Source organism: Roseibium sp. AS2, from assembly GCF_038900065.1.
GTDB lineage: Bacteria > Pseudomonadota > Alphaproteobacteria > Rhizobiales > Stappiaceae > Roseibium.
Genome location: NZ_JBBMQN010000007.1, coordinates 118,747 through 139,852, shown reverse-complemented (window position 1 = coordinate 139,852; position 21,106 = coordinate 118,747). Strand labels below are relative to the sequence as shown.

Annotated in this window: 19 protein-coding genes; 11 read left to right on the top strand and 8 right to left on the bottom strand. The window is 61.2% G+C overall.

Annotated features, from left to right (window positions below):
- Nucleotides 1-24: 24 nt before the first annotated feature.
- The 3 genes from WNZ15_RS20145 to uvrA form a co-directional block, all read right to left on the bottom strand.
- Nucleotides 25-174, bottom strand: a complete 150-nt coding sequence (locus tag WNZ15_RS20145; protein WP_342894820.1) for a DUF1127 domain-containing protein — start codon at nucleotides 172-174, stop codon at nucleotides 25-27.
- Between the two features lie 432 nt (nucleotides 175-606).
- Complete coding sequence (locus tag WNZ15_RS20140) at nucleotides 607-756, bottom strand: DUF1127 domain-containing protein (protein ID WP_342894819.1); 150 nt, start codon at nucleotides 754-756, stop codon at nucleotides 607-609.
- Between the two features lie 244 nt (nucleotides 757-1,000).
- Nucleotides 1,001-3,931, bottom strand: a complete 2,931-nt coding sequence (gene uvrA, locus WNZ15_RS20135; RefSeq protein WP_342894818.1) for an excinuclease ABC subunit UvrA — start codon at nucleotides 3,929-3,931, stop codon at nucleotides 1,001-1,003.
- Nucleotides 3,932-4,499: 568 nt separating this feature from the next.
- Between uvrA and WNZ15_RS20130 the strand changes: the two genes are divergently transcribed.
- Entirely contained in the window at nucleotides 4,500-5,060 is a 561-nt protein-coding gene (locus WNZ15_RS20130; RefSeq protein WP_342894817.1) for a single-stranded DNA-binding protein, read from the top strand.
- Nucleotides 5,061-5,684: 624 nt separating this feature from the next.
- Nucleotides 5,685-7,682 (top strand): L,D-transpeptidase family protein, encoded by a 1,998-nt coding sequence (locus WNZ15_RS20125; protein WP_342894816.1) that lies wholly within the window; start codon nucleotides 5,685-5,687, stop codon nucleotides 7,680-7,682.
- 70 nt (nucleotides 7,683-7,752) lie between these two features.
- On the opposite strand, the gene WNZ15_RS20120 is transcribed toward WNZ15_RS20125, so the two are convergent.
- The gene (locus tag WNZ15_RS20120) at nucleotides 7,753-8,910 is read right to left on the bottom strand and encodes a zinc ABC transporter substrate-binding protein (RefSeq protein ID WP_342894815.1); all 1,158 of its coding nucleotides are present in this window, start codon (nucleotides 8,908-8,910) and stop codon (nucleotides 7,753-7,755) included.
- 236 nt (nucleotides 8,911-9,146) lie between these two features.
- Here WNZ15_RS20120 and WNZ15_RS20115 point away from each other — a divergent pair, with 236 nt between their 5' ends.
- From WNZ15_RS20115 to paaZ, 8 genes are all read left to right on the top strand, one after another.
- On the top strand, nucleotides 9,147-9,941 hold the full coding sequence (locus tag WNZ15_RS20115; protein WP_342894814.1) for a PaaX family transcriptional regulator C-terminal domain-containing protein: 795 nt from the start codon (nucleotides 9,147-9,149) through the stop codon (nucleotides 9,939-9,941).
- 129 nt (nucleotides 9,942-10,070) lie between these two features.
- Nucleotides 10,071-11,075, top strand: coding sequence for a 1,2-phenylacetyl-CoA epoxidase subunit PaaA (gene paaA, locus WNZ15_RS20110; protein WP_342894813.1), 1,005 nt, complete (start codon nucleotides 10,071-10,073; stop codon nucleotides 11,073-11,075).
- Between the two features lie 7 nt (nucleotides 11,076-11,082).
- A complete protein-coding gene (locus WNZ15_RS20105) occupies nucleotides 11,083-11,562 on the top strand; it encodes a DUF3291 domain-containing protein (protein WP_342894812.1) in 480 nt (159 codons plus the stop codon).
- Between the two features lie 23 nt (nucleotides 11,563-11,585).
- Nucleotides 11,586-11,870: a 1,2-phenylacetyl-CoA epoxidase subunit PaaB gene (gene paaB, locus WNZ15_RS20100; RefSeq protein ID WP_342894811.1), complete on the top strand. Its 285-nt coding sequence runs from the start codon at nucleotides 11,586-11,588 to the stop codon at nucleotides 11,868-11,870.
- On the top strand, nucleotides 11,870-12,646 hold the full coding sequence (gene paaC / locus WNZ15_RS20095; protein WP_342894810.1) for a 1,2-phenylacetyl-CoA epoxidase subunit PaaC: 777 nt from the start codon (nucleotides 11,870-11,872) through the stop codon (nucleotides 12,644-12,646). Before paaB ends, paaC begins: the two co-directional genes overlap by 1 nt.
- 4 nt (nucleotides 12,647-12,650) lie before the next feature.
- Nucleotides 12,651-13,160, top strand: coding sequence for a 1,2-phenylacetyl-CoA epoxidase subunit PaaD (gene paaD, locus WNZ15_RS20090; protein ID WP_342894809.1), 510 nt, complete (start codon nucleotides 12,651-12,653; stop codon nucleotides 13,158-13,160).
- 34 nt (nucleotides 13,161-13,194) lie between these two features.
- Nucleotides 13,195-14,268 (top strand): 2Fe-2S iron-sulfur cluster-binding protein, encoded by a 1,074-nt coding sequence (locus tag WNZ15_RS20085; RefSeq protein WP_342894808.1) that lies wholly within the window; start codon nucleotides 13,195-13,197, stop codon nucleotides 14,266-14,268.
- Nucleotides 14,269-14,304: 36 nt separating this feature from the next.
- A complete protein-coding gene (gene paaZ / locus WNZ15_RS20080; protein WP_342894807.1) occupies nucleotides 14,305-16,353 on the top strand; it encodes a phenylacetic acid degradation bifunctional protein PaaZ in 2,049 nt (682 codons plus the stop codon).
- 107 nt (nucleotides 16,354-16,460) lie between these two features.
- On the opposite strand, the gene paaK is transcribed toward paaZ, so the two are convergent.
- From paaK to paaG, 3 genes are read right to left on the bottom strand one after another with little or no spacing between them, the layout of a single operon-like run.
- On the bottom strand, nucleotides 16,461-17,771 hold the full coding sequence (gene paaK, locus WNZ15_RS20075; protein WP_342894806.1) for a phenylacetate--CoA ligase PaaK: 1,311 nt from the start codon (nucleotides 17,769-17,771) through the stop codon (nucleotides 16,461-16,463).
- 24 nt (nucleotides 17,772-17,795) lie between these two features.
- Complete coding sequence (gene paaI / locus WNZ15_RS20070; protein WP_342894805.1) at nucleotides 17,796-18,221, bottom strand: hydroxyphenylacetyl-CoA thioesterase PaaI; 426 nt, start codon at nucleotides 18,219-18,221, stop codon at nucleotides 17,796-17,798.
- A 13-nt stretch (nucleotides 18,222-18,234) separates the two neighbouring features.
- Nucleotides 18,235-19,029: a 2-(1,2-epoxy-1,2-dihydrophenyl)acetyl-CoA isomerase PaaG gene (gene paaG, locus WNZ15_RS20065; protein ID WP_342894804.1), complete on the bottom strand. Its 795-nt coding sequence runs from the start codon at nucleotides 19,027-19,029 to the stop codon at nucleotides 18,235-18,237.
- Nucleotides 19,030-19,225: 196 nt separating this feature from the next.
- On the opposite strand from paaG, the gene WNZ15_RS20060 reads away from it, so the two are divergent.
- Nucleotides 19,226-19,468 (top strand): hypothetical protein, encoded by a 243-nt coding sequence (locus tag WNZ15_RS20060; RefSeq protein ID WP_342894803.1) that lies wholly within the window; start codon nucleotides 19,226-19,228, stop codon nucleotides 19,466-19,468.
- 199 nt (nucleotides 19,469-19,667) lie between these two features.
- Here the strand turns inward: WNZ15_RS20060 and WNZ15_RS20055 are convergent, their stop codons facing one another.
- Nucleotides 19,668-21,035, bottom strand: a complete 1,368-nt coding sequence (locus WNZ15_RS20055) for an aspartate aminotransferase family protein (RefSeq protein ID WP_342894802.1) — start codon at nucleotides 21,033-21,035, stop codon at nucleotides 19,668-19,670.
- Nucleotides 21,036-21,106: the final 71 nt, after the last annotated feature.

Here is a 21,106-nt window from a genome sequence, read left to right as displayed (position 1 = left end):
GAGACCCCCGGATTGCAAAACCGATTATTTTGCGGACAGGCGCGCGTAGCGGCCAATGTCGGCGCGGGCGATGCCCAGGTCGTTCAGTTCACGGTTGGACAGGTTGGACAGCTCGTCATAGGTCTGACGGAAACGCTTCCAGTTGTTGAATTTGCGAACAACAGTATCGATCATGGTGTGGCCTTTCGCTATCTCATGGCCATGGCACCGCAGATCGGCGTCTGGCCCGTTCATCTCTTATGTTCGTAAGATAGGTGAATTGTGCAGTGCGAGGTAGAGGGCAAAACGCGAAGCAGGTATGCGTTTTTTGCAGATTAAAAAAGCTTTAAACGGATTGAATCCCCAAAAACGCCATCGTTAATTGCATGGCTGGCAAAATTGCAATCTCGCAAGTGCGAAATGATCAGGCGCCCGCTGCTTGCGCGCAGGTCGTCTCGTGCCTTGGGAAGATCGGGGAAACCGGACGCCGGACAAACGAACGCCCGCCAGTGGGAGGAGGTACCGGCGGGCGTCGTTTCGACGTGACAGGGCTGGGAGGAGGATGCCCTGCGTGTCACACGTCCGTTGGCTGGGAGGAGGATGCCTCGGGACGCGATCTCTTATGTGTCAGCCATTCTGGCGGCGTGCGACGAACCTGATGTCGCTCCGGCAGATGCCGAGGTCGGAAAGCTCTCGCGAAGACAGGCGGGACAGTTCGTCAACCGCACGGCGATAGCTCACCCAATTGCTGTATTTCTGGCGCACTGAATCAAACATCTTCTTATTCCTTAACTACCGAAACGCGTCTGCGTTCCACGCCGTGTTGAGGAACTATATATTTCACCCGTCGAAATAAAAGAAGTGCCAAGTCTGCATGCCTGACATGCGTTTGATGCAATGCAGCATAAATGGCGGCGGCGCATTTTGGTGATTCGAAAACACATAGCAAAATCAAAGAATGAAGCCTGTGTGCGCTGCACACAGGCTCTGATCCTGGTATCCCCGCGGCGGCGGCGTGACTTTATTCCGCTGCGTCCGACGTTCTTTGGGGTCGGCGCCGCAAAAGTTCCTGCAGAAACTGTCCGGTATAGCTTTCCGGCACCTCCGCAACGTCCTCGGGACGGCCTTCGGCGACGACCGTACCGCCGCCATCGCCACCCTCGGGACCGAGATCTATGATCCAGTCAGCCGTCTTTATGACTTCCAGATTGTGTTCGATCACGAGAACGGTGTTGCCCTGGTCGACGAGTTCGTGAAGCACGTCGAGCAGTTTGGCAACGTCGTGAAAATGCAGGCCGGTGGTCGGCTCATCCAGAATATAGAGCGTTCGGCCTGTCGATCGCTTGGACAGTTCCTTGGCGAGCTTGACCCGCTGTGCCTCGCCGCCGGACAGGGTCGTGGCCTGCTGGCCCACCTTGATGTAGCCGAGGCCGACCCGTGCAAGGGTCTTCATCTTGTCGCGGACAGCGGGAACGGCGGAAAAGAAGTCCGCGGCTTCTTCCACCGTCATGTCGAGCACGTCGGCGATTGACTTGCCCTTGAATTCAACCTCGAGGGTTTCCCTGTTGTACCGCTTGCCCTGGCACACGTCGCAGGTGACATAGACATCCGGCAGAAAGTGCATTTCGATCTTGATGACGCCGTCGCCCTGGCAGGCCTCGCAGCGCCCGCCCTTGACGTTGAAGGAAAACCGGCCGGGTTGATACCCGCGCGCCTTGGCTTCCGGCATGCCCGCGAACCACTCGCGGATCGGCGTGAAGGCCCCGGTATAGGTCGCAGGATTGGATCGCGGCGTGCGCCCGATCGGCGACTGGTCGATGTCGATCACCTTGTCGAGAACTTCCAGACCCTCGATGCGGTCGTGCGGGGCCGGATTGTCGCGCGCGCCGTTCAGGCGGCGGGCGGCAGCCTTGTAGAGCGTGTCGATCAGGAAGGTGGACTTGCCGCCGCCGGACACGCCGGTGACACATGTGAAGGTGCTCAGCGGAACCGAGACATCGATGTCCTTGAGGTTGTTCCCGCGCGCGCCCTTGACGGCGATCTGCCGCTTCTTGCTGATCTTCCGGCGGCTGTCCGCTCGGGCGATCATCTTTGCGCCCGTCAGATATTGCCCGGTCAGCGAAGCCGGGTTCGCCATGACTTCAGCGGGAGTGCCCTTGGCGACGACCTCGCCGCCATGAACGCCTGCACCGGGGCCGACATCGACGACATAATCCGCGGTCAGGACCGCATCCTCGTCGTGCTCGACCACGATCACCGTATTGCCGAGGTCACGCAGGTGCTTGAGCGTTTCCAGGAGACGGGCGTTGTCACGCTGATGCAGACCGATGGAGGGTTCGTCCAGCACGTAGAGCACGCCGGTCAGGCCGGAGCCGATCTGCGACGCCAGCCGGATGCGCTGGCTTTCGCCGCCGGACAATGTGCCGGATGCGCGCGACAGCGTCAGATATTCAAGGCCGACATCATTCAGAAACTTGAGCCGTTCCCGGATTTCCTTGAGAATTCGTCCGGCGATTTCGGTCTGTTTCTCATTGAGTTTGGCAGGCAGTTCCTCGAACCATTCGCTGGCGTTGCGGATGGAGAATTCGGTCACCTGGCCGATATGCATGTTCGCGATCTTGACCGCCAGTGCTTCCGGCTTCAGCCGGTAGCCGCTGCAGGCCGGGCAGGCGTGGTCGGACTGGAACCGGGCCAGCTCTTCACGGACCCAGCTTGAATCCGTCTCGCGCCAGCGCCGCTCGATGTTGCCGACGACACCTTCGAAGGTCTTTTCGGTCCGGTAGGACCGCACGCCGTCATTATACACGAACTCGATCTTGGTCTTGCCGGTGCCATGAAGGATGGCGTCCCGGGCCTCTGCCGGGAGGTCCTTCCACGGGGTCGCCATCGAAACGTCGAAATGGCTGCTCAGCGCTTCCAGGGTCTGGGCGTAGTAGGGCGATGTCGATCCGGTCTTGGCCCAGGGCAGGACGGCCCCTTCGCGCAGGGACAACGAATGATCCGGGACCACCAGGTCTTCCTCGAAAGCCAGCGTTGTGCCGAGCCCGTCGCATGTCGGGCAGGCGCCGAAGGGATTGTTGAAGGAAAACAGCCGGGGTTCGATTTCCGGGATTGTGAAGCCCGAAACCGGGCAGGCGAATTTTTCCGAGAAAATCAGCCGTTCCGGCGCACCCTTTTTGTCGGTCTTGTCCGCGAATTCGGCGATGGCAATGCCATCGGCCAGCTTCAGCGCGGTCTCAAGGGAATCGGCGAGCCGCCCCGCGATATCGCCGCGCACGACGAGACGGTCGACGACCACATCGATGTCATGCTTGAATTTCTTGTCGAGTGCGGGGGCCTCCGCGATTTCGTGGAATGTCCCGTCGATCTTGACGCGCTGAAAGCCCTTTTTCATGAGCTCCGCGAGTTCCTTGCGGTACTCGCCCTTGCGGCCGCGCACCATCGGTGCCAGCAGAAAGAGCCGTGACCCTTCCTCAAGCGCGAGCACCCTGTCCACCATCTGGCTGATGGTCTGGCTTTCGATCGGCAGACCGGTCGCCGGCGAATAGGGGATCCCCACCCGGGCAAACAGCAGGCGCATATAGTCATATATCTCGGTGACCGTGCCGACCGTCGAACGGGGATTGCGCGATGTCGTTTTCTGTTCGATGGAGATGGCGGGAGACAGTCCGTCGATCTGGTCGACATCCGGCTTCTGCATCATTTCCAGGAACTGGCGCGCGTAGGCCGACAGGCTTTCCACATAGCGGCGCTGACCTTCGGCATAGATGGTGTCAAAGGCCAAAGACGACTTTCCCGATCCCGACAGACCGGTCATGACGATCAACTGGTCGCGCGGCAGGTCAAGATCGACCCCCTTGAGATTGTGCTCCCGCGCGCCGCGGACGCTGAGCATCCGGGTGGGGTCGTTTTTCCAGCTTTCATCCGGCCGTGCGCCCTTGGATGTCTTCATTTCAATTCTTCCCGAGCTCTTGCGCATGGTGCCGCCGTCCGTGCGGCGGCGGGCGCATGATGGTCCCACGCGGTGGCATCCGTTTGCCCCGATATAGCAGTTTCACGCGGCGCTTCCAGTCAGGCAGGCCTCGAAGGCATCCGAATTCCGGTTTCCGCAGCCAATACGATTGAAACGCTTGTACAGACCTGATAGGAACAAAACAAGTACACGCGCCGATGTCGGTGATTGTTTCCTGTGGCTGGGCGACCGGCAGGGTGCGGGCGGCGGTCCGGCGTTGACGCCGCGACGGCAAATATGTCGCACGGGAGCAGAGACAGGATAGAGTGTCATGGCCAGGCAGCCGCGCGGCGCTGGTTTGGCCGGGTTCGGCCCGAGACGGCTTGCGGCGCCTTGGAGGCTGCCTTGTGGAAAATGGCCGCTGAAACAGGAAAATGCGCGCGAAGCTGTTGGCGGGCCGTTAGGGTTCTGATCTTTAGCAGCATGGCTTGCAACGCGTGAACGGCGAAACACGTACCGAAAAAGTTCAAGATGTGGCCGTTCCGCGATAGAACAACAGGAGTGCAGGATGGCGGGCAGCGTCAACAAAGTCATTTTGGTCGGCAACCTTGGTGCCGATCCGGAAATCCGCCGGACGCAGGACGGGCGTCCAATCGCCAATCTGCGGATAGCAACATCGGAATCCTGGCGCGACCGCACCTCGGGCGAGCGCCGGGAGAAGACCGAATGGCATCGTGTGGTGATCTTCAACGAAGGACTTTGCAAGGTCGCCGAAAATTATCTGCGCAAAGGCTCCAAGGTCTATCTCGAAGGCCAGTTGCAGACCCGCAAATGGCAGGACCAGGGCGGCCAGGACCGGTATTCCACTGAAGTCGTCCTTCAGGGGTTCAATTCCAACCTGACCATGCTCGACGGCCGGGGCGAGGGCGCCGGTGGCGGCTCCCTTCCGGATTACGGCAATGACAGCCAGGGCGGCGGTGGCAGCTTCGGCGGCGGCAGCGGCGGTTCGGGCGGCGGCTCCGGGGGCGGTTTCGGCGGCGGCGGCTATGGCGGCGGCGGGGGCGGGGGCGGCCAGGGTGGCCCATCCGGCGGCGGTGGCGGACCCATGGACGACGAAATTCCGTTCTGATTGGGCCGGACCACCCCGGTGGCAGCCCGCTTAGCGGGGCAGCCACCGGGGTGGCGGCGACATCCACTGGCACCGGGCCGGCATGAGGTGCCCGGATCGCCGATGCCATCGATTTCGGCGAGGCATGGCCCCGGTATTGGGCCGCGTCCTGCACACGCCGACATGCATGCGCGTTTTTCCGAGCCTTGAATGGGCCGAATAGGGCCTTCTGGCCTGTGATGATGGTCTGGCTGAGGCAGATTGCGGCGCCGAAACCGGCGTGAAGCGAGACCCACAAAAGCCGGTCCCCATGGGGATGATTGCCGATATTCAATCTCTGGTGGCAAGAGGCGTCAAAAATCAGCCGCGGGTGGGTCTGCGAGCGGCATTATCGTCACACTGAATTGATTTCAAAATCTGTGTATGACAGCCGACCTTAACCACAGACTTAGTCCTGCTATAGTATCAAACGACAGCAGCAGGCGTCCGGCCCGATTCAGACTATTCGACTGACCGGCCGCGCCTTGTTGACACAGCTCCCGTTCGGCACACAGGGAACGGGGCTATCCCAGGCAGGGATCGAGATTACCGGCGGGACTGGGCGTGATGCCGGGCCTTTAAACTTAAACATTTCGGGTTGAAACAATGCGAGCAGATACAACGAGACACGGCGAACGCAAGCCCGGCAAGGGCGTGTCCGCGTTGGCGGTAAGGACCAGGAGCTTCCTTGGCTGTTCTCTCAAGGCGGGGCTGATGGCGTCCGTGCTGGCGACCGGTCTCAGCGTCTCGGCGGTTGAGCCGGCCAGTGCCCAGAATTTCCTCCAGCGCCTGTTCAATCCGGAGCATCAGCGCCGGAAGGAGGAGCGTCTGCGTCAGCAAGAGCTCCGTAAGCAGACGGCGGCAGTAAAGGTATCCGCCCCCCGCTACCTGACCTACGCGCCCGATGCGTGGAAGCAGGTTTCGCTCGCCGAGCTTTCCGAAAAGAAAACGGCCGAGGTTCAGCCCGCGCAAATCGTTCCCGAGGGGGCCGAAACAACGGCCGTCGAATCGGACACCGCTCCGCAGGCACCGATCGTTCTGACCGCATTCGACGAGGCCCGCCCTGCGCTCAAGGACATGAAACTGACCGCACTGCCGGGTGTCGGCGAAGCTCTGATTGCCTATTACCGCGAGCATCCCGATTTCGTCTGGGTGCAAGACGGCAAGCCGACAGCCAAGGCGGCCGGACTGCGCAGGGCCTTGGCGGATGCCGCGATCTTCGCGCTCGATCCGGACGACTATTTTGTCGCACTGCCCGCGGTTGCCGGCCTCGAAGGCGCGGAGCGCGACGCCGCCGTGATGCGTTTCGAAATGGAATTGAGCGCGGCGGCAATGACCTATGTGCTCGATGCCACGCGGGGCCGCGTCGATCCGAACCGGATTTCGCAGTACCACGACCTGCCGCGTCACGACGTCGATCTGGTCGCGGCTCTTCAGCAGCTCGAGGCGTCCGATGACGTTGCCGGGGAGCTGACCGGACACCTTCCCCAGAACGATCATTTCAGGAAACTGACCGCGGAACTGGCACGGCTCAAGGCCGAGGATCAGGAAGCCGACCAGATCACGATCGCTCCGGGCACCTTTCTGAAGGCCGGCAAGTCGAGCCCGGAAATGAAGAACATCGTCGCGGCGATCGCCCAAAACGGCTCCGACGAACTCAGGACGCTGCATGCGGAAACGCTTGAGGCTTACGATGGCGGCGATCTGTACACGCCCGAACTTGTGGACCTCGTCAAGACCTTCCAGAAAGAAGCCAGGCTGACGCCGGACGGTATTGTCGGCAAGAACTCGATCAAGGCCATGGTCGGGGAAACCAATGCCGCCAGGATTGCCAAGGTCGAACTCGCGATGGAACGGAGCCGCTGGCTGCCGGAAGATCTGGGCGAACGCAAGGTTTTCATCAACCAGGCGGCCTTCACCGCGACCTATACGGCGCCAGGCGAGGACTCTCTGTCCATGCGTGTGGTGGTTGGCAAGAAATCCAACCAGACAAACTTCTTTTACGACACGATCGAAGTGGTCGAGTACAATCCGTATTGGGGTGTCCCCTATTCGATCATCGTCAACGAGATGCTGCCGAAACTCGCCAATGATCCGAGCTATCTGGATCGGGCCGGCTATGAAGTCTCCACGCCTGGCGGACGCAAGGTGTCGTCTTCCTCGGTCGACTGGTACGCCGTCGCGTCCAGGCAGCAATCGATCAACGTGAGGCAGTATCCCGGCCGGTCCAATGCGCTTGGTGAAGTCAAGATCCTGTTTCCGAACGCACACCACATCTACATGCACGACACGCCGTCGAAGAGCCTCTTCAAGAAGGATGTCCGTGCCTTCTCTCACGGCTGCATCCGTCTGCATGACCCGAAGGCCATGGCCGCCGCCGTGCTTGGCAAGTCCAAGGATTACGTGACCTCACGCATCGCCGCAGGCCAGAACGAACAGGAGCAGGTCGCCGGAGACATCCCGGTCTATGTGTCCTATTTCACAGCCTGGCCTGAAGACGACGGATCGATCGCCTTCTATTCGGACGTCTACGACCGCGACCGGTATCTGTTGAAGGCACTTGAAAAGACCCGGGCTGTCCGCAGCAAGGCCAGAACATCCTGATTGCCGATCACCGGGCACCGCTTGGCAGGAACCACTCCGCCGGTCACTGACCGGCGGAGTTCTGCATTGATCAGCTGTCTCCGTTGAGGCAGCTTGCCAGCGACACCGCCAGGCCCTTGAGCAATTCCGGATAAAGATCCGGCCCGTTTTCCAACTGGGTTCCCAGCGGATCGAGCGTGCCGACGCGCGCCTCGCTTCCTTCAATCACGACTTCGACCAGTTTCGACTCGAATTGAGGCTCCCGGAACACGCAGGTGACGCCAAGGTCCCTGATCCTCGCACGTACCTGCGCAACACGCTCCGCGCTTGACAGCGTTTCAGGTGACAGGGTGATGGCACCGCTCGCTTCCATGTCGAAATGATGCTCGAAATGGTGGTAGGCGTCGTGAAAGACGACAAACTTCTTGCCTGACACCGGTTCGAGAACCGAGACGATCTCGCCTTCGAGAGCCTCGATACGGTCGGCGAAGGCTGCCGCATTTTTCTTGTAGATATCTGCATGGTCCGGGTCGATGCGCGCCAGTGTGTCCGCCATCTGCGTGGCCATCACGATACCGTTGTCCGGATTCAGCCAGACATGGGCATCCTGCGCACCGGCATGATCATGACCTTCGTGGCCGTCATGGTCCGCATGCTCTTCGTGGTCGTCGTGATCCGCATGCTCTTCGTGGTCGTCATGATCCGCATGCTCCTCGTGATCGTCGTGGTCCGCATGCTCCTCATGCTCCTCATGGTCGTCATGGTCCCCATGAGCATGATCGTCTTCTTCATGGTCATGTTCGTCGTGGGCGTGCTCGTCATGGTGGTCGCCGTGATCATGCGCGTCGAAATCGGTACCTTCCCGGATATCCAGGTGCTGAATGCCGGTGACGTCCATCATCTCGACGACTGCCGCATCGTCTGCCATCGATGAGATCGGTTTGGCGAGGGAAGGAGCCAGTGCTTCGCCGACCCAGAAGACGGCGTCGGCGCCCTGGAGCAGAAACGCCTGCGAGGGTTTCAGGGCAAATCCGTGCGGAGATGCGGCGCCATCGATGAGGAGAAGCGGTTCGCCGACACCGTCCATCACCGCCGAGGCAATGGAGTGAAGCGGCTTGATCGTCGTGACAACGGAAGGGGAGTCCGCTGCCGCTGCAGTGGTCATGGCCAGAAGCGCGCCACCGAGACAGGTCGACAGCAGGCTGAGGCGTTTCCTTGAGGACAGGGTTTGGCGCTGGGGGAAGGGCATTCTGGTCTCGATCCAATCTGACGTTACAATATTACATGTAACTTTATAACGTTGAGGCGTGTCCTGTGCAAGCCGGATATGCATGTTCAACAAGCACTCCGTTCGTGGCCCCTTGGTTTGCCGCGGGGGGAGGGGTAAGCTCCTGACAAATCAGTCGGATCAAAATACGAATGCTTACCAGCGCCGAACCAATGGCAAACCGTTTCCTGCATCCTTGCCCGCCGAAGGCTGCACAGTTGATCGTCACCATTTATGGAGACATCGTCGAACCGCGTGGCGGTGTGTTGTGGATGGGGGATCTCATCAGCCTGTGCGGCGGGTTTGGTGTCAATGAGTCCCTCGTTCGGACCGCCGTCTCGCGCCTTGTCACCAAGGGCCAGCTCAAAGGGGAGCGCGAAGGCCGGCGCAGTTTCTACGGTCTGACACCGGGCGCAAGGGACGAATACCATCTGGCGGCGGAGCTGTTTTTCGGTCCGGCGGACGGCGACTGCGGCTGGATCCTGACCCATTGTCCGGACCCTGCCGACCAGGCGGTTCTGATCCGGCACGGATTTGGACTGCTTGGCGGGCATGTCTATGCAGGCGCGGACCGTCCGGGCCAGCCGTTGCTGGGGACCGTGTTTCAATCCCGGGCTTTGACGCCGAGTGGCGAGGATCTGCAACAGCTCGTGAGAACGACCTTTCAACTCGACGGCATCGCGGGCGCCTATGGGGCCTTTGTCACGCGGTTCGAGCCGATGCTGGCCGCAGCCGAGGAGCTTGCCACACAGGAAACGGCGCTGCTCTTCCGGCTCGCACTTGTTCACGCCTATCGCGACATCCGGCTGCGTGATCCCCGCCTGCCGCTTTCCGTTCTGCCCGATGCCTGGCCCGGTTTCGCCGCGCGTTCCCTGTTCGCGGAGCTTTACCGGCGCCTGTCCGCACCGGCGGACGCCTATATCGGTCAGCATCTGCTGGCCCGGCAGGGCCCCCTTCCGGAAGTACCCGAGGCTGTCCGCCATCGTATGGAAATGCTCGCCTCCGGCGGTTGAGCACGGCGGTTTGCTGCGCGGCAGAGGCATGCAGATTCAATACGTCACACATTTTTCGGAAAAATCGCTTTTTCTGTGATGCTTTGTGAGGTATCCTTCCTGAAAGTCCACATGACGGGAGGGGGCGTCATGTATGCCCAGATGGTAAAGACCGACGAGAAGAAGCTGCGCGACATCTCCGAGATGTCCGCCGAGGAACGCGCCTTTCAGGAGCGGATCGATCGCGGCGAAAAGATAGAGCCAACCGACTGGATGCCGGAAGGCTACCGCAAGACGCTCATCCGCCAGATCGGGCAGCACGCCCATTCCGAGATTGTCGGTCAGTTGCCCGAAGGCAACTGGATCACGCGCGCGCCGTCTCTGGAGCGCAAGGCCATTCTTCTGGCGAAGGTTCAGGACGAGGCGGGGCACGGGCTTTATCTTTATTGCGCGGCGGAGACGCTTGGTGTCAGCCGGGACGAGTTGATCGAACTCCTGCATGCCGGCAAGATGAAATATTCCTCCATTTTCAACTACCCGACCCTGACCTGGGCCGACATCGGTGCCGTCGGATGGCTTGTCGACGGGGCGGCGATCATGAATCAGGTCCCCCTGCAGCGCACTTCCTTCGGCCCCTATTCACGCGCGATGGTCCGCATCTGCAAGGAAGAGAGCTTCCACCAGCGTCAGGGCTTCGACATCATGATGAAAATGGCGCGCGGGACACCCGATCAGCGCCGCATGGCCCAGGATGCCCTGAACCGGTTCTGGTATCCCTCGCTGATGATGTTCGGTCCGTCGGACAAGGACTCTGTCCACTCCGCGCAATCCATGGCCTGGAAGATCAAGATCAACACCAATGACGAGCTTCGGCAGAAATTCGTCGACCAGACGGTGCCACAGGCCGAATATCTCGGCCTGAGCGTACCTGACGAGCACCTTGTGTGGAACGAGCACAAGGGCGGCTACGATTTTTCCGAACCCGACTGGAACGAGTTCTTTGAAGTCCTGAAGGGCAACGGTCCCTGCAATCGCGAGCGCCTGGAAGCCAGGGTCAATGCCTGGGAAGACGGTGCCTGGGTGCGCGACGGACTGATGGCGTATGCCGACAAGCGGTCCGCCGCTGGCAACGCCGTCCAGACAGCAGCGGAGTAGGAGAGCCATGTCCGGTAAACATATCGCGGAACTCAATGTCGCCCGCCTTCTTTACGATATCAATGATCCCAGGGTCTCCGATTTCGTCGGCAATCTTGACCGGGTCAATGCAGCTGCGGAGCGCAGCCCGGGCTTTGTCTGGCGCCTGAAGGAAGAGGCCGGCGACTACACGGCTGTTGTCGACGGCGATCCTTCGGTCATCCCCAACCTGTCCGTCTGGGAAAGCGTCGGGACCCTCGAAAACTTCGTCTTCAAGACCGTTCACAAGCGGATCTACGAGCGGCGCGCCGACTGGTTCGAAGTCATGGAGAAGATGCATTTCGTCATGTGGCAGGTGGACATCGGCCATCGGCCCACCCTGGCGGAAGCCTGGGGAAGGCTGGAGCATCTGAACAGGCACGGTTCGTCCGATCATGCTTTCGGTTGGGATCATGTTGCGGACGCAAACCTGTGGCGGTCCGCCCGCTGTGAAAACCCGGCGGCGTAGCAGGCCTGCTTGGAGGAAAAACAATGAAAAAGGAATGGCCTCTCTGGGAGGTGTTCATCCGGGGTCAGCATGGCTTGAACCACCGCCATGTTGGCTCCCTGCATGCGCCGGATGCCGAAATGGCAATCAAGAACGCGCGCGATGTCTACACCCGCCGCAAGGAAGGCGTGTCCATCTGGGTGGTTCCGTCCGCGCAGATCGCCGCCTCGGATCCGGATGCGAAGGGGTCCTTGTTCGAACCGTCGATGGACAAGGTCTACCGGCACCCGAGTTTCTATGACATCCCCGAAGACGTCGGAAAGATGTGATGGCCGAGACGAACGACAAGATCGCGAACGATATGTTGTTGGAGTGGCTCCTGCGCCGCGGCGACACGGCCCTCGTGCTCGGGCATCGTGTCTCGGAATGGTGCGGGCATGCTCCGGCACTTGAGGAAGATATCGCGCTGGCGAATATCGCGCTCGATCTGATCGGGCAGGCGCGCATGTGGCTGAGCCTGGCCGGTGAGGTGGAGGGCGCGGGACGCGGTGAGAACGAACTTGCCTACCTGCGCGATGCCTGGGACTTCCGGAACCTTCTGCTGGCCGAACAGCCGAACGGCGATTTCGGCAGAACGCTGATGCGCCAGTTTTTGATCGACGCGTTTCAGGCAAAGCTGTTGCAGGCTCTGGAAACCTCGCAGGATCACAGGGTCGCCGCGATTGCCGCCAAGGCCGGCAAGGAAACCGCCTATCATCTGGACCGGTCCGCCGATCTTGTCATTCGCCTGGGGGACGGCACTCCGGAAAGCCACCGGCGGATGCAGGACGCGCTCGAAAGGCTCTGGCCTTACGCCGGCGAAATGTTTGTCTCCGATGCGGTTGACGCCGCCATGGCGCAGGCAGGTCTTGCTCCCGATCCGGCAACGCTCCGGCCTTTATGGCAGGAAACCATCGACGCGGTGTTCTCCGAAGCCGGTCTGACACCGCCGGCATCCGATTTCGCCCATACCGGCGGTCTCACCGGACGCCACACGGAACATCTCGGGCACATGCTGACCGAAATGCAGTTTCTGCAGCGTGCCTATCCGGGCGCGGTGTGGTGAGACCATGCAGGCTTCGACAAGCACCGTCTGGCAATGGCTGTCCGAGATCCCGGATCCGGAAATTCCGGTCCTGTCCCTGACCGACCTCGGCGTTATCCGGGATGTTTGCTGGCAGGAGGGCACGCTGGTGGTCACCGTAACCCCGACCTATTCCGGCTGTCCGGCCACCTCTGTGATCAGTCTGGACATTGAAACCAAGCTGCGCTCTTGCGGGATCGACAATCTGCGCCTTGACCAGAAACTCAGTCCGCCCTGGACCACCGACTGGCTGAGTGAGGCGGGCCGGCAAAAACTGAAGGACTACGGCATCGCGCCTCCTGTGACGGGGACGCGCAGCACTGCCGCGGGGGGCCGGATTGCGCGTCTGGCCGACAAGGAGACCTTTACGGTTGCCTGTCCGCGCTGCGGCTCGCACGACACCGAAAAAATCAGCCAGTTCGGCTCCACACCCTGCAAGGCCGCCTACCGCTGCCGCGCCTGCCTGGAACCGTTCGACTATTTCAAATGCCACTGACCGGCGGCCTGGAAACAAACTTGGGAGGTTCTGCATGTCACGGTTTCATGCCCTGACAGTCACCGGCGTGACGCCGGACACACGGGATTCGGTCGTCGTGACCCTGAAACCGCCGCCGGGCGAAGAGGATCTGTTCCGGTTCAGGCAGGGCCAGTACCTGACTTTTCGAAAGGATTTTGACGGCCACGAGGTGCGGCGCTGTTATTCGATCTGCTCCGGCACGGAAGATGGCGACCTGAAGGTCGGTATCAAGCGGGTCGACGGCGGTGCCTTTTCGTGCTGGGCCAATGAAAATCTTGCCGTCGGTGAGGTCGTCGAGGCGATGCCGCCGCTCGGCAGTTTCAACGCCGCGATCGAACCCGCAACGGACCGCTTCTATGTCGGCTTTGCCGGTGGCTCCGGCATCACCCCGGTCCTGTCGATCCTGAAGACCGTTCTGGCCCGGGAACCCGGCGCGCAGTTCACGCTTGTCTACGCCAACCGCCAGGTGTCGTCGATCATGTTCCGGGAAGACCTCGAGGATCTGAAAAACAGGTATCTCGGCCGCCTGCAGGTCATTCACATCCTGAACAACGATGCCCAGGACACCGAGCTGTTTTCCGGCCGGGTGGACGAACAGAAGCTCGCCGACCTGTTTGAAACCCTGATCGACCCGCAGGACATCGATCTGGCGTTCCTGTGCGGCCCGCACGGCATGATGGACACCGTGCGCGCGAGCCTTGAGGAGCGCGGCGTCGCGGCGGACAGGATCAGGCAGGAACTGTTCAAGTCGGACCAGCCCGGACGTCTGCCGGCGGCACAGCGGTCTGCGGTCACCGACGGCAGGGCAAAGGACGCCGACCTGAGGCTGACCATCGACGGCACCACCCGTGAAATCCACATGGAACCGGGCGAAACCATTCTGGAAGCCGCTCACCGGCACGACATCGACGCGCCTTATTCCTGCTGTGCCGGCGTCTGCTCGACCTGCCGCGGCAAGGTCCTGGAGGGCGAGGTCGAAATGGCGGCCAACCATGCGCTCGAGGACGACGAGATCCGCGACGGCTATGTGCTCACCTGCCAGTCCCGGCCACTGACCAAACATCTGGTTGTCACCTACGATGCCTGACCGGCAGTGCCGTGTCCAAAATCTGGAAGTTTTCTCATGACAGTTCATCCGCACAAGGTCCGCGTACTGGAAAGCTATCTGTCCGGCACCTGGCGGACCGGCAAGGGCGACGGCAAGCTCTTGCTGGACGCCTCGACAGGGCAGCCGGTCGCAACGATAGAGTCTTCCGGCCTCGATCTTGCCGATGCGCTCGCCTTCGGCCGTGACCGGGGCGGCCGCGCGTTGCGCGCAATGACTTTCCACGAGCGCGCCCTGATGCTGAAGTCCCTCGCGCAGGCGCTGATGGAGAAGAAAGAGGCTTTCTATCTGGAGAGCTTTGCCACCGGTGCGACCCGCAAGGACAGCTGGATCGACATCGAAGGCGGCATTGGCACGCTGTTTGCGTATTCCTCCAAGGCACGGCGGGAGATGCCGAACACCCGGGTTTTCACGGAGGGAGCCGTCGAGCCGCTCTCGCGCGACAACACATTCTCCGCGCAGCACATCCTGTCACCCCTTCAGGGAATAGCGATCCATATCAATGCCTTCAACTTTCCTTGCTGGGGCATGCTGGAAAAGATCGCGCCCGCTCTTATCGCGGGCGTTCCATGTCTGGTGAAGCCGGCCAGCCAGACCGCCTATCTCACGGAATTGATGGTGCGCCATATCCTGGAGACTGGCATCCTGCCCGAAGGCGCGCTTCAGCTCCTTTGCGGATCGGCGGGCGATCTCGTCGATCACGTCTCAGAACAGGATGTCGTGACCTTTACCGGATCCGCGGCAACAGGCCAGATGTTGCGTCGGAGCCCGGCAATCATCCGAAATTCGGTGCGCTTTTCCATGGAAGCGGACAGTCTGAACGCCGCCGTGCTCGGTCCGGACGTCGCGCCGGAAGATCCGGAATTCGACCTGTTCGTCAGGGAAGTCGCCCGGGAAATGACCGCGAAGGCAGGCCAGAAGTGCACCGCGATCCGCCGCGTGATCGTACCGAAAGCGCTTGCGCCTGCGGTTGCCGATGCCCTGACACAGCGGTTCGCAAAGGCAAGGATCGGAGATCCGCGGGACGAGGCGGTCACCATGGGGCCGCTCGCCTCCCTCCAGCAGCGCGAAGAAGTCCTTGCCCGCATCGAGGATTTGAAATCGGAAGCGGAGATCGTGCCGGGCTCCGCGTCGACTGCAACGGGGGACGGGGCATTCACCGCGCCCGTGCTGCTTCATTGCGACAGACCCATGGCGGGCGAGGCGGTGCATTCCGTCGAAGCCTTCGGACCGGTTGCAACGCTCATGCCTTACGACACGCTGGAAGACGCTGTCGAACTGACCCGCAAGGGCAAGGGATCCCTGGTTGCATCGTTGTTCACGAACGATACGGCTGTGGCGGAAGAGGCGGTCCTTGCCATGGCGCCGTTCCATGGCCGTATCATGATCGGAAACCGGCAGAGCGCGAAATCGTCCACCGGGCACGGCTCGCCGCTGCCGATGCTGGTTCACGGCGGGCCGGGCCGGGCAGGCGGCGGCGAGGAACTCGGCGGTCTGCGGTCCATCAAGCACTACATGCAGCGCACGGCGGTTCAGGGTGCGCCGGAGCTTCTGGGGGCGGTGACCGGACGCTGGGTCACCGGCGCTCCGGGCCGCGAGGACGCCCTGCATCCGTTCCGCAAATCGCTTGCTGAACTCAGGATCGGCGATCGCTTGGTCACAAGATCGCGGCCGGTGACCCTTGAGGACATCGAACATTTCGCGACCTTTACCGGTGATACGTTCTATGCCCACATGAATGAAGCAGCAGCGAAACGGAATCCTTTCTTTGAGGGTCGGGTCGCCCATGGCTATCTCATCGTCTCATTCGCTGCCGGCCTGTTCGTCGATCCGGACGAGGGACCGGTCCTGGCCAACTACGGCGTCGACAACCTGCGTTTCCTGACCCCCGTCAACGCGGGCGATGCGTTGAAGGTCCAGCTCACGGCCAAGGAAATCTCGCCGCGCATATCGGCCGATTACGGCGAGGTCCGATGGGATTGCCAGGTGACCAATCAGGATGACGAGCCGGTCGCCCAGTATGACGTCCTGACCCTGGTCGCCAAAGAGTGGACTGAGCGGGCCTGAGTGTGACCGCATGCAAATTCAGCCGTTCCGGAGCTCCCGGAACGGCTGAATGATGCTTGTTGCTTTCGTGCTGGATCGGCTGAACCCACGCTCGAGCGGTGCCGGACCTAACCCTTGGGCCGGTTGTCCACCACCCGTTTGGCCTTGCCGGCCGACCGTTCGACGGCACCGGGTTCGGTGACGTCAATCCGGGCGGTTACACCGACAATACTCTTGATGTGATGGGCCAGTTCCCTGGCGGAGCCAGCACGATGATCCGCCGAGGCAGCGCCGGGCACGGCCTCGACATGGACCGTCATGACGTCCAGCCGGTCCGATTTGCCGAGTTCGATCTGGAAATGCGGTGAAAGCCCTTCGCACTTCAGGACCTGTTCCTCGATCTGTGTCGGAAACACGTTGACCCCGCGCAGGATGATCATGTCGTCGGACCGTCCGGTGATCTTCTCCATCCGCCGCATGCTGCGCGCCGTGCCCGGCAGAAGACAGGTCAGGTCGCGCGTCCGGTAGCGGACCATCGGCAGGCCTTCCTTGGTCAGCGTCGTGAACACCAGCTCCCCGATTTCGCCGTCTGGCAGAACGTCACCGGTCTGCGGGTCGATGATTTCCGGGTAGAAATGGTCTTCCCAGATATGCAGACCGTCCTTGGATTCCACACATTCGTTGGCGACCCCGGGGCCGAGCACCTCCGACAGGCCGTAAATATCCACCGCATGCATGTCGAATGCCTGCTCGATTTCCTGGCGCATGGCGTTCGTCCAGGGTTCCGCTCCGAAGATGCCGGTCGCCAGCGAGGTTTCGCGCGGATCGATGCCCTGGCGGCGGAATTCGTCCAGGATGGACAGAAGGTAGGACGGCGTTACCATGATGATGCGCGGCTTGAAGTCCTGGATCAGCGTGACCTGGCGTTCGGTCATGCCTCCTGAAACGGGCACGACCGTGCAGCCCATTTTCTCGGCGCCGTAATGCGCTCCGAGTCCTCCGGTGAACAGGCCGTAGCCATAGGCCACGTGGATGATGTCGCCGGCACGGCCACCGGACGCGCGGATCGACCGGGCCACCAGGTTGGCCCACATCTCGATGTCATTGGCGGTATAGCCGACGACCGTCGGCTTGCCCGTCGTGCCCGACGAGGCATGAATGCGCACGATCTTGTCCCGGGGCACCGCGAACAGGCCGAAGGGGTAATGGTCCCTGAGATCCCCCTTGGTGGTGAAGGGAAACTTCGACAGGTCGGAAAGCGTTTTCAGGTCTGACGGGTGGACGCCCTTGTCGTCGAACCGCTTCCTGAAAAACGGGACGTTTTCATAAGCATGGGCAACAGACCATTTCAGCCTGTCCAGTTGCAGCGCTGACAGCTCGTCCCGGCTTGCGGTTTCAACAGGTTCGAGATCTCCGGGACGCGGAGCCAGATTTTCCATGGGTTTCTCCCTTGAGCGGCCGCATCATTCCGGCAGAATGGTGCCTTTTGTGGTTCGTGAATTGCCGCGAAATTCGGCGATGATCCCGCCGGTCTGATTGCTGACCGTAACGTCGTACAGGCCGGACCGGCCTGCGCGGGACCGTTCACTGGCCGTCGCCGTCAGACGGTCCCCGAGATAGGCCGGCGCCAGATAGCTCACGGTGCAATGCTGTCCGACCGTGACCTGATTGTAGGTGTTGCAAGCGAATGCGAAGGCGCTGTCGGCGAGCGTGAAAAGATAACCCCCGTGGCAGGTGCCGTGTCCGTTGGTCATGCTTTTCGTGACGCTCATGGACATGACAGCCCGGCCGGCTTCAACATGATCGAGGCTCATGCCGAGGTCCTGCGAAGCCGTGTCCCGGCTCCACATGCTCTGCGCACAGGCCTCGGCGAGTTCGTTCGGGGTCATTGAAATATCCTGTTCAGGAGCCGGAAAAGCGGGCAGGGCGTTTTTCCAGGAAGGAGGTCACACCTTCCTTGTAATCGGCGGTCCGTCCGGCCTGACGCTGCGCGTCGCGTTCTGAATCCAGATGCTGGTCGAGAGGCTGGCCGGCGGCTTGCTGGATCAGTTGTTTGGTCAGGGCAAGGCCCCTGGTCGCCCCGGCCGCAAGCTGCCCGGCAAGATTGCCTGCTTCCATCATGAGTTCGGAATCGGGAACGCATTTCCAGATGAGTCCCCAGGACGCGGCGGTCTCCGCGTCGAGTGGCGCGCCCGTCATGGCAAGCGCCTTGGCGCGTGCTTCCCCGATCAGTCTCGGCAGCAGCCAGGTGCCGCCGGAATCGGGAACCAGCCCGATCTTCGAAAAGGCCTGAATGAACCGCGCCGATTGCGCGGCAAGGACGATGTCGCAACAAAGTGCGATATTCGCACCGGCCCCCGCAGCCACGCCGTTGACGGCGCAGACGACCGGTTTGTTCATCGACCTGATCTGCCGCACCAGCGGATTGTACAGGGTGTCCAGAGTGACACCGAGGTCCGGAGCCGGGCCGCCTGCGCGCATGTCCCGGTCGGAAAGATCCTGGCCGGCGCAAAACGCCCGGCCTGCACCTGTCAGCAGCACCGCCCGGATATCCGCTGTCTCTTCCGCGTCGGTCAGATGACCACGCAGCGCATGGTGCATGTCCTCATTGAAGGCATTGAGCCGGTCCGGCCGGTTCAGGGTTACAAGAAGATAGCCGTCCCGCCGATGTGCGAGAACTGTCTCCGTGTCTGCCATGCGCTCCTCCCAAAGCATCACACAAATAGCTGAAATAGCCAAAAATTTGTGACATTAATGCATGTGAAAAACGCCCCGTCAAAGACAGATTTCGCCAAACCCGGTCCGGACCGGTCAGAACGCCCGGTTTGGCGGCGTTTTCCGGCGATCCTTCACGTGGCTCGCTGAATTTCGGCTGTCAAAAAGACGCGTATCGATGACCAGTACCGGTGAATGGCATCCTGATGCGATTCAGCTGATATTTACTTTGAACGCTGACGGTTGGCCCGGTATCTACCTGCGTCAGGACGCCATGTTCATTCGTAAATCCACTGCGGATAATTATTCTTTCGACCTGCCTCTCGAATTGGAGGACGGGCCGCCAGCGGCTGCCTATCGCCGGGTGTCGCAGGTTTTGTCGCTGAGTGATGCCGTCTTTCTTGGATGGGCGGCGATCTGAATAGCCACAAGATTTTTAGACGCCTTCTTCCCTGATTTTGAGGCAAGGAGGCCAGGACGGGCACGATCAAATTCAGTGACGAGGTCCAGGTTTCCGGCCAGATCGAAGAGTCCGGGAGACATCGGTTTTTTCGCCGGACTGGCCCGAACGGTCGCCGAAAAGGCGACCGCTTGAGACTGAAATCAACTCTGAAAAGACTTCAGAGAACCGATCGGACAGCCGTGACGGTGGCCGCAACGACCCGGTCGATTTCGCTTTCCGTGATGCACAGGGGCGGAGCGAACCCGAGAATGTCGCCTTGCGGCATCGCGCGTCCGACAACACCTTCCTTCAGCAGCGCGGCCGCGATTTGCGGACCGGTTTTTGCGGACGGATCGAAGAAGGTGCGGCTGTCCCTGTCGGCCACGAATTCCACCGCGCACAGCAGGCCGTCGCCGCGAATTTCGCCGACATTCGGATGATCTGCGAGCGCGGTTTCCAGAGCCTTCTTGAAATAACTTCCGGCCTTTCCCGCATTGGTGACCAGATCCAGCCGGTCGATCAGCTCCAGATTGGCGACACCGGCGGCCGCGCCGATCGGGTGCGCCGAATAGGTCCAGCCATGGCCGATCGGGCCGAATTCATCGGTGCCGTCTTCCAGAACCTTCCAGACCCGGTCGGAAATGATCGACCCGGACAAGGGCGCGTAGGCCGATGTCAAGCCTTTGGCAATGGTGATGAAATCGGCTTCGATACCGTAGTGGCCGGATCCGAACATGCTGCCGAGCCGACCAAAACCGGACACCACCTCGTCCGCGATCAGGAGAATGTCGTGTTTCTTCAGGATTGCCTGTATCGCGTCCCAGTAACCTGCGGGCGGCGGCACGATCCCGCCGGTTCCGAGAGCCGGCTCGCCGATGAAGGCCGCGATCGTATCCGCGCCTTCGCGCGCGATCAGGTCTTCTAGCTCCGACGCGCAATGGGCAACGAACTCTGCTTCCGACAGGGACAGGTCGTCGCGCCGGAAGTAGTCCGGAGCGACCGTGTGCAACACCTTGTCGAGCGGCAGGTCGAACTTCTTGTGAAACAGCTCCAGCCCGGTCAGCGAACCGGTCATCAGGCCGGAGCCGTGATAGCCACGCCAGCGCGAGATGATTTTCTTCTTCTCCGGCCGCCCGAGAATGTTGTTGTAATACCAGACCAGCTTGATGTTGGTCTCGTTCGCATCCGATCCACCGAGGCCGAAATAGACTTTCGACATGTTGTCCGGCGCGCGGTCGAGAACCATCTTCGCGAGCGTGATCGAGGCTTCGGTGCCGTGACCGACATAGGAATGGTAATAAGCCAGCTCCCGGGCCTGGGCGGCAATGGCCTCGGCAATTTCGGTGCGGCCATACCCGACATTGACGCAATAAAGCCCTGCGAAGGCGTCAAGCAGCCTGGTTCCGTCGCGGTCCTCGATATAGACACCCTGACCACCTGTCATGATCCGGTTCGGGCTTTCGCCGCGCGCGTGCTGTGCCAGATGCGTTGACGGGTGAAAGAAATTGTCGCGGTCCCAGGCGTCGAGGTGATCGTTCTTCAGCATGGTCTTTCCTTTATCCAGAAGGCAGGGGCCGTCATGAGCCTGTTCCTGCGGTCGGTCCTGATTTCATGAGT

Bases quoted from the DNA above. Each gene is read 5' to 3' on its own strand.
- WNZ15_RS20145 (WP_342894820.1), bottom strand. From the start codon at position 174: ATGATCGATACTGTTGTTCGCAAATTCAACAACTGGAAGCGTTTCCGT.
- WNZ15_RS20140 (WP_342894819.1), bottom strand. From the start codon at position 756: ATGTTTGATTCAGTGCGCCAGAAATACAGCAATTGGGTGAGCTATCGC.
- uvrA (WP_342894818.1), bottom strand. From the start codon at position 3,931: ATGAAGACATCCAAGGGCGCACGGCCGGATGAAAGCTGGAAAAACGAC.
- WNZ15_RS20130 (WP_342894817.1), top strand. From the start codon at position 4,500: ATGGCGGGCAGCGTCAACAAAGTCATTTTGGTCGGCAACCTTGGTGCC.
- WNZ15_RS20125 (WP_342894816.1), top strand. From the start codon at position 5,685: ATGCGAGCAGATACAACGAGACACGGCGAACGCAAGCCCGGCAAGGGC.
- WNZ15_RS20120 (WP_342894815.1), bottom strand. From the start codon at position 8,910: ATGCCCTTCCCCCAGCGCCAAACCCTGTCCTCAAGGAAACGCCTCAGC.
- paaA (WP_342894813.1), top strand. From the start codon at position 10,071: ATGTATGCCCAGATGGTAAAGACCGACGAGAAGAAGCTGCGCGACATC.
- WNZ15_RS20105 (WP_342894812.1), top strand. From the start codon at position 11,083: ATGTCCGGTAAACATATCGCGGAACTCAATGTCGCCCGCCTTCTTTAC.
- paaB (WP_342894811.1), top strand. From the start codon at position 11,586: ATGAAAAAGGAATGGCCTCTCTGGGAGGTGTTCATCCGGGGTCAGCAT.
- paaC (WP_342894810.1), top strand. From the start codon at position 11,870: ATGGCCGAGACGAACGACAAGATCGCGAACGATATGTTGTTGGAGTGG.
- paaD (WP_342894809.1), top strand. From the start codon at position 12,651: ATGCAGGCTTCGACAAGCACCGTCTGGCAATGGCTGTCCGAGATCCCG.
- WNZ15_RS20085 (WP_342894808.1), top strand. From the start codon at position 13,195: ATGTCACGGTTTCATGCCCTGACAGTCACCGGCGTGACGCCGGACACA.
- paaZ (WP_342894807.1), top strand. From the start codon at position 14,305: ATGACAGTTCATCCGCACAAGGTCCGCGTACTGGAAAGCTATCTGTCC.
- paaK (WP_342894806.1), bottom strand. From the start codon at position 17,771: ATGGAAAATCTGGCTCCGCGTCCCGGAGATCTCGAACCTGTTGAAACC.
- paaI (WP_342894805.1), bottom strand. From the start codon at position 18,221: ATGACCCCGAACGAACTCGCCGAGGCCTGTGCGCAGAGCATGTGGAGC.
- paaG (WP_342894804.1), bottom strand. From the start codon at position 19,029: ATGGCAGACACGGAGACAGTTCTCGCACATCGGCGGGACGGCTATCTT.
- WNZ15_RS20060 (WP_342894803.1), top strand. From the start codon at position 19,226: ATGACCAGTACCGGTGAATGGCATCCTGATGCGATTCAGCTGATATTT.
- WNZ15_RS20055 (WP_342894802.1), bottom strand. From the start codon at position 21,035: ATGCTGAAGAACGATCACCTCGACGCCTGGGACCGCGACAATTTCTTT.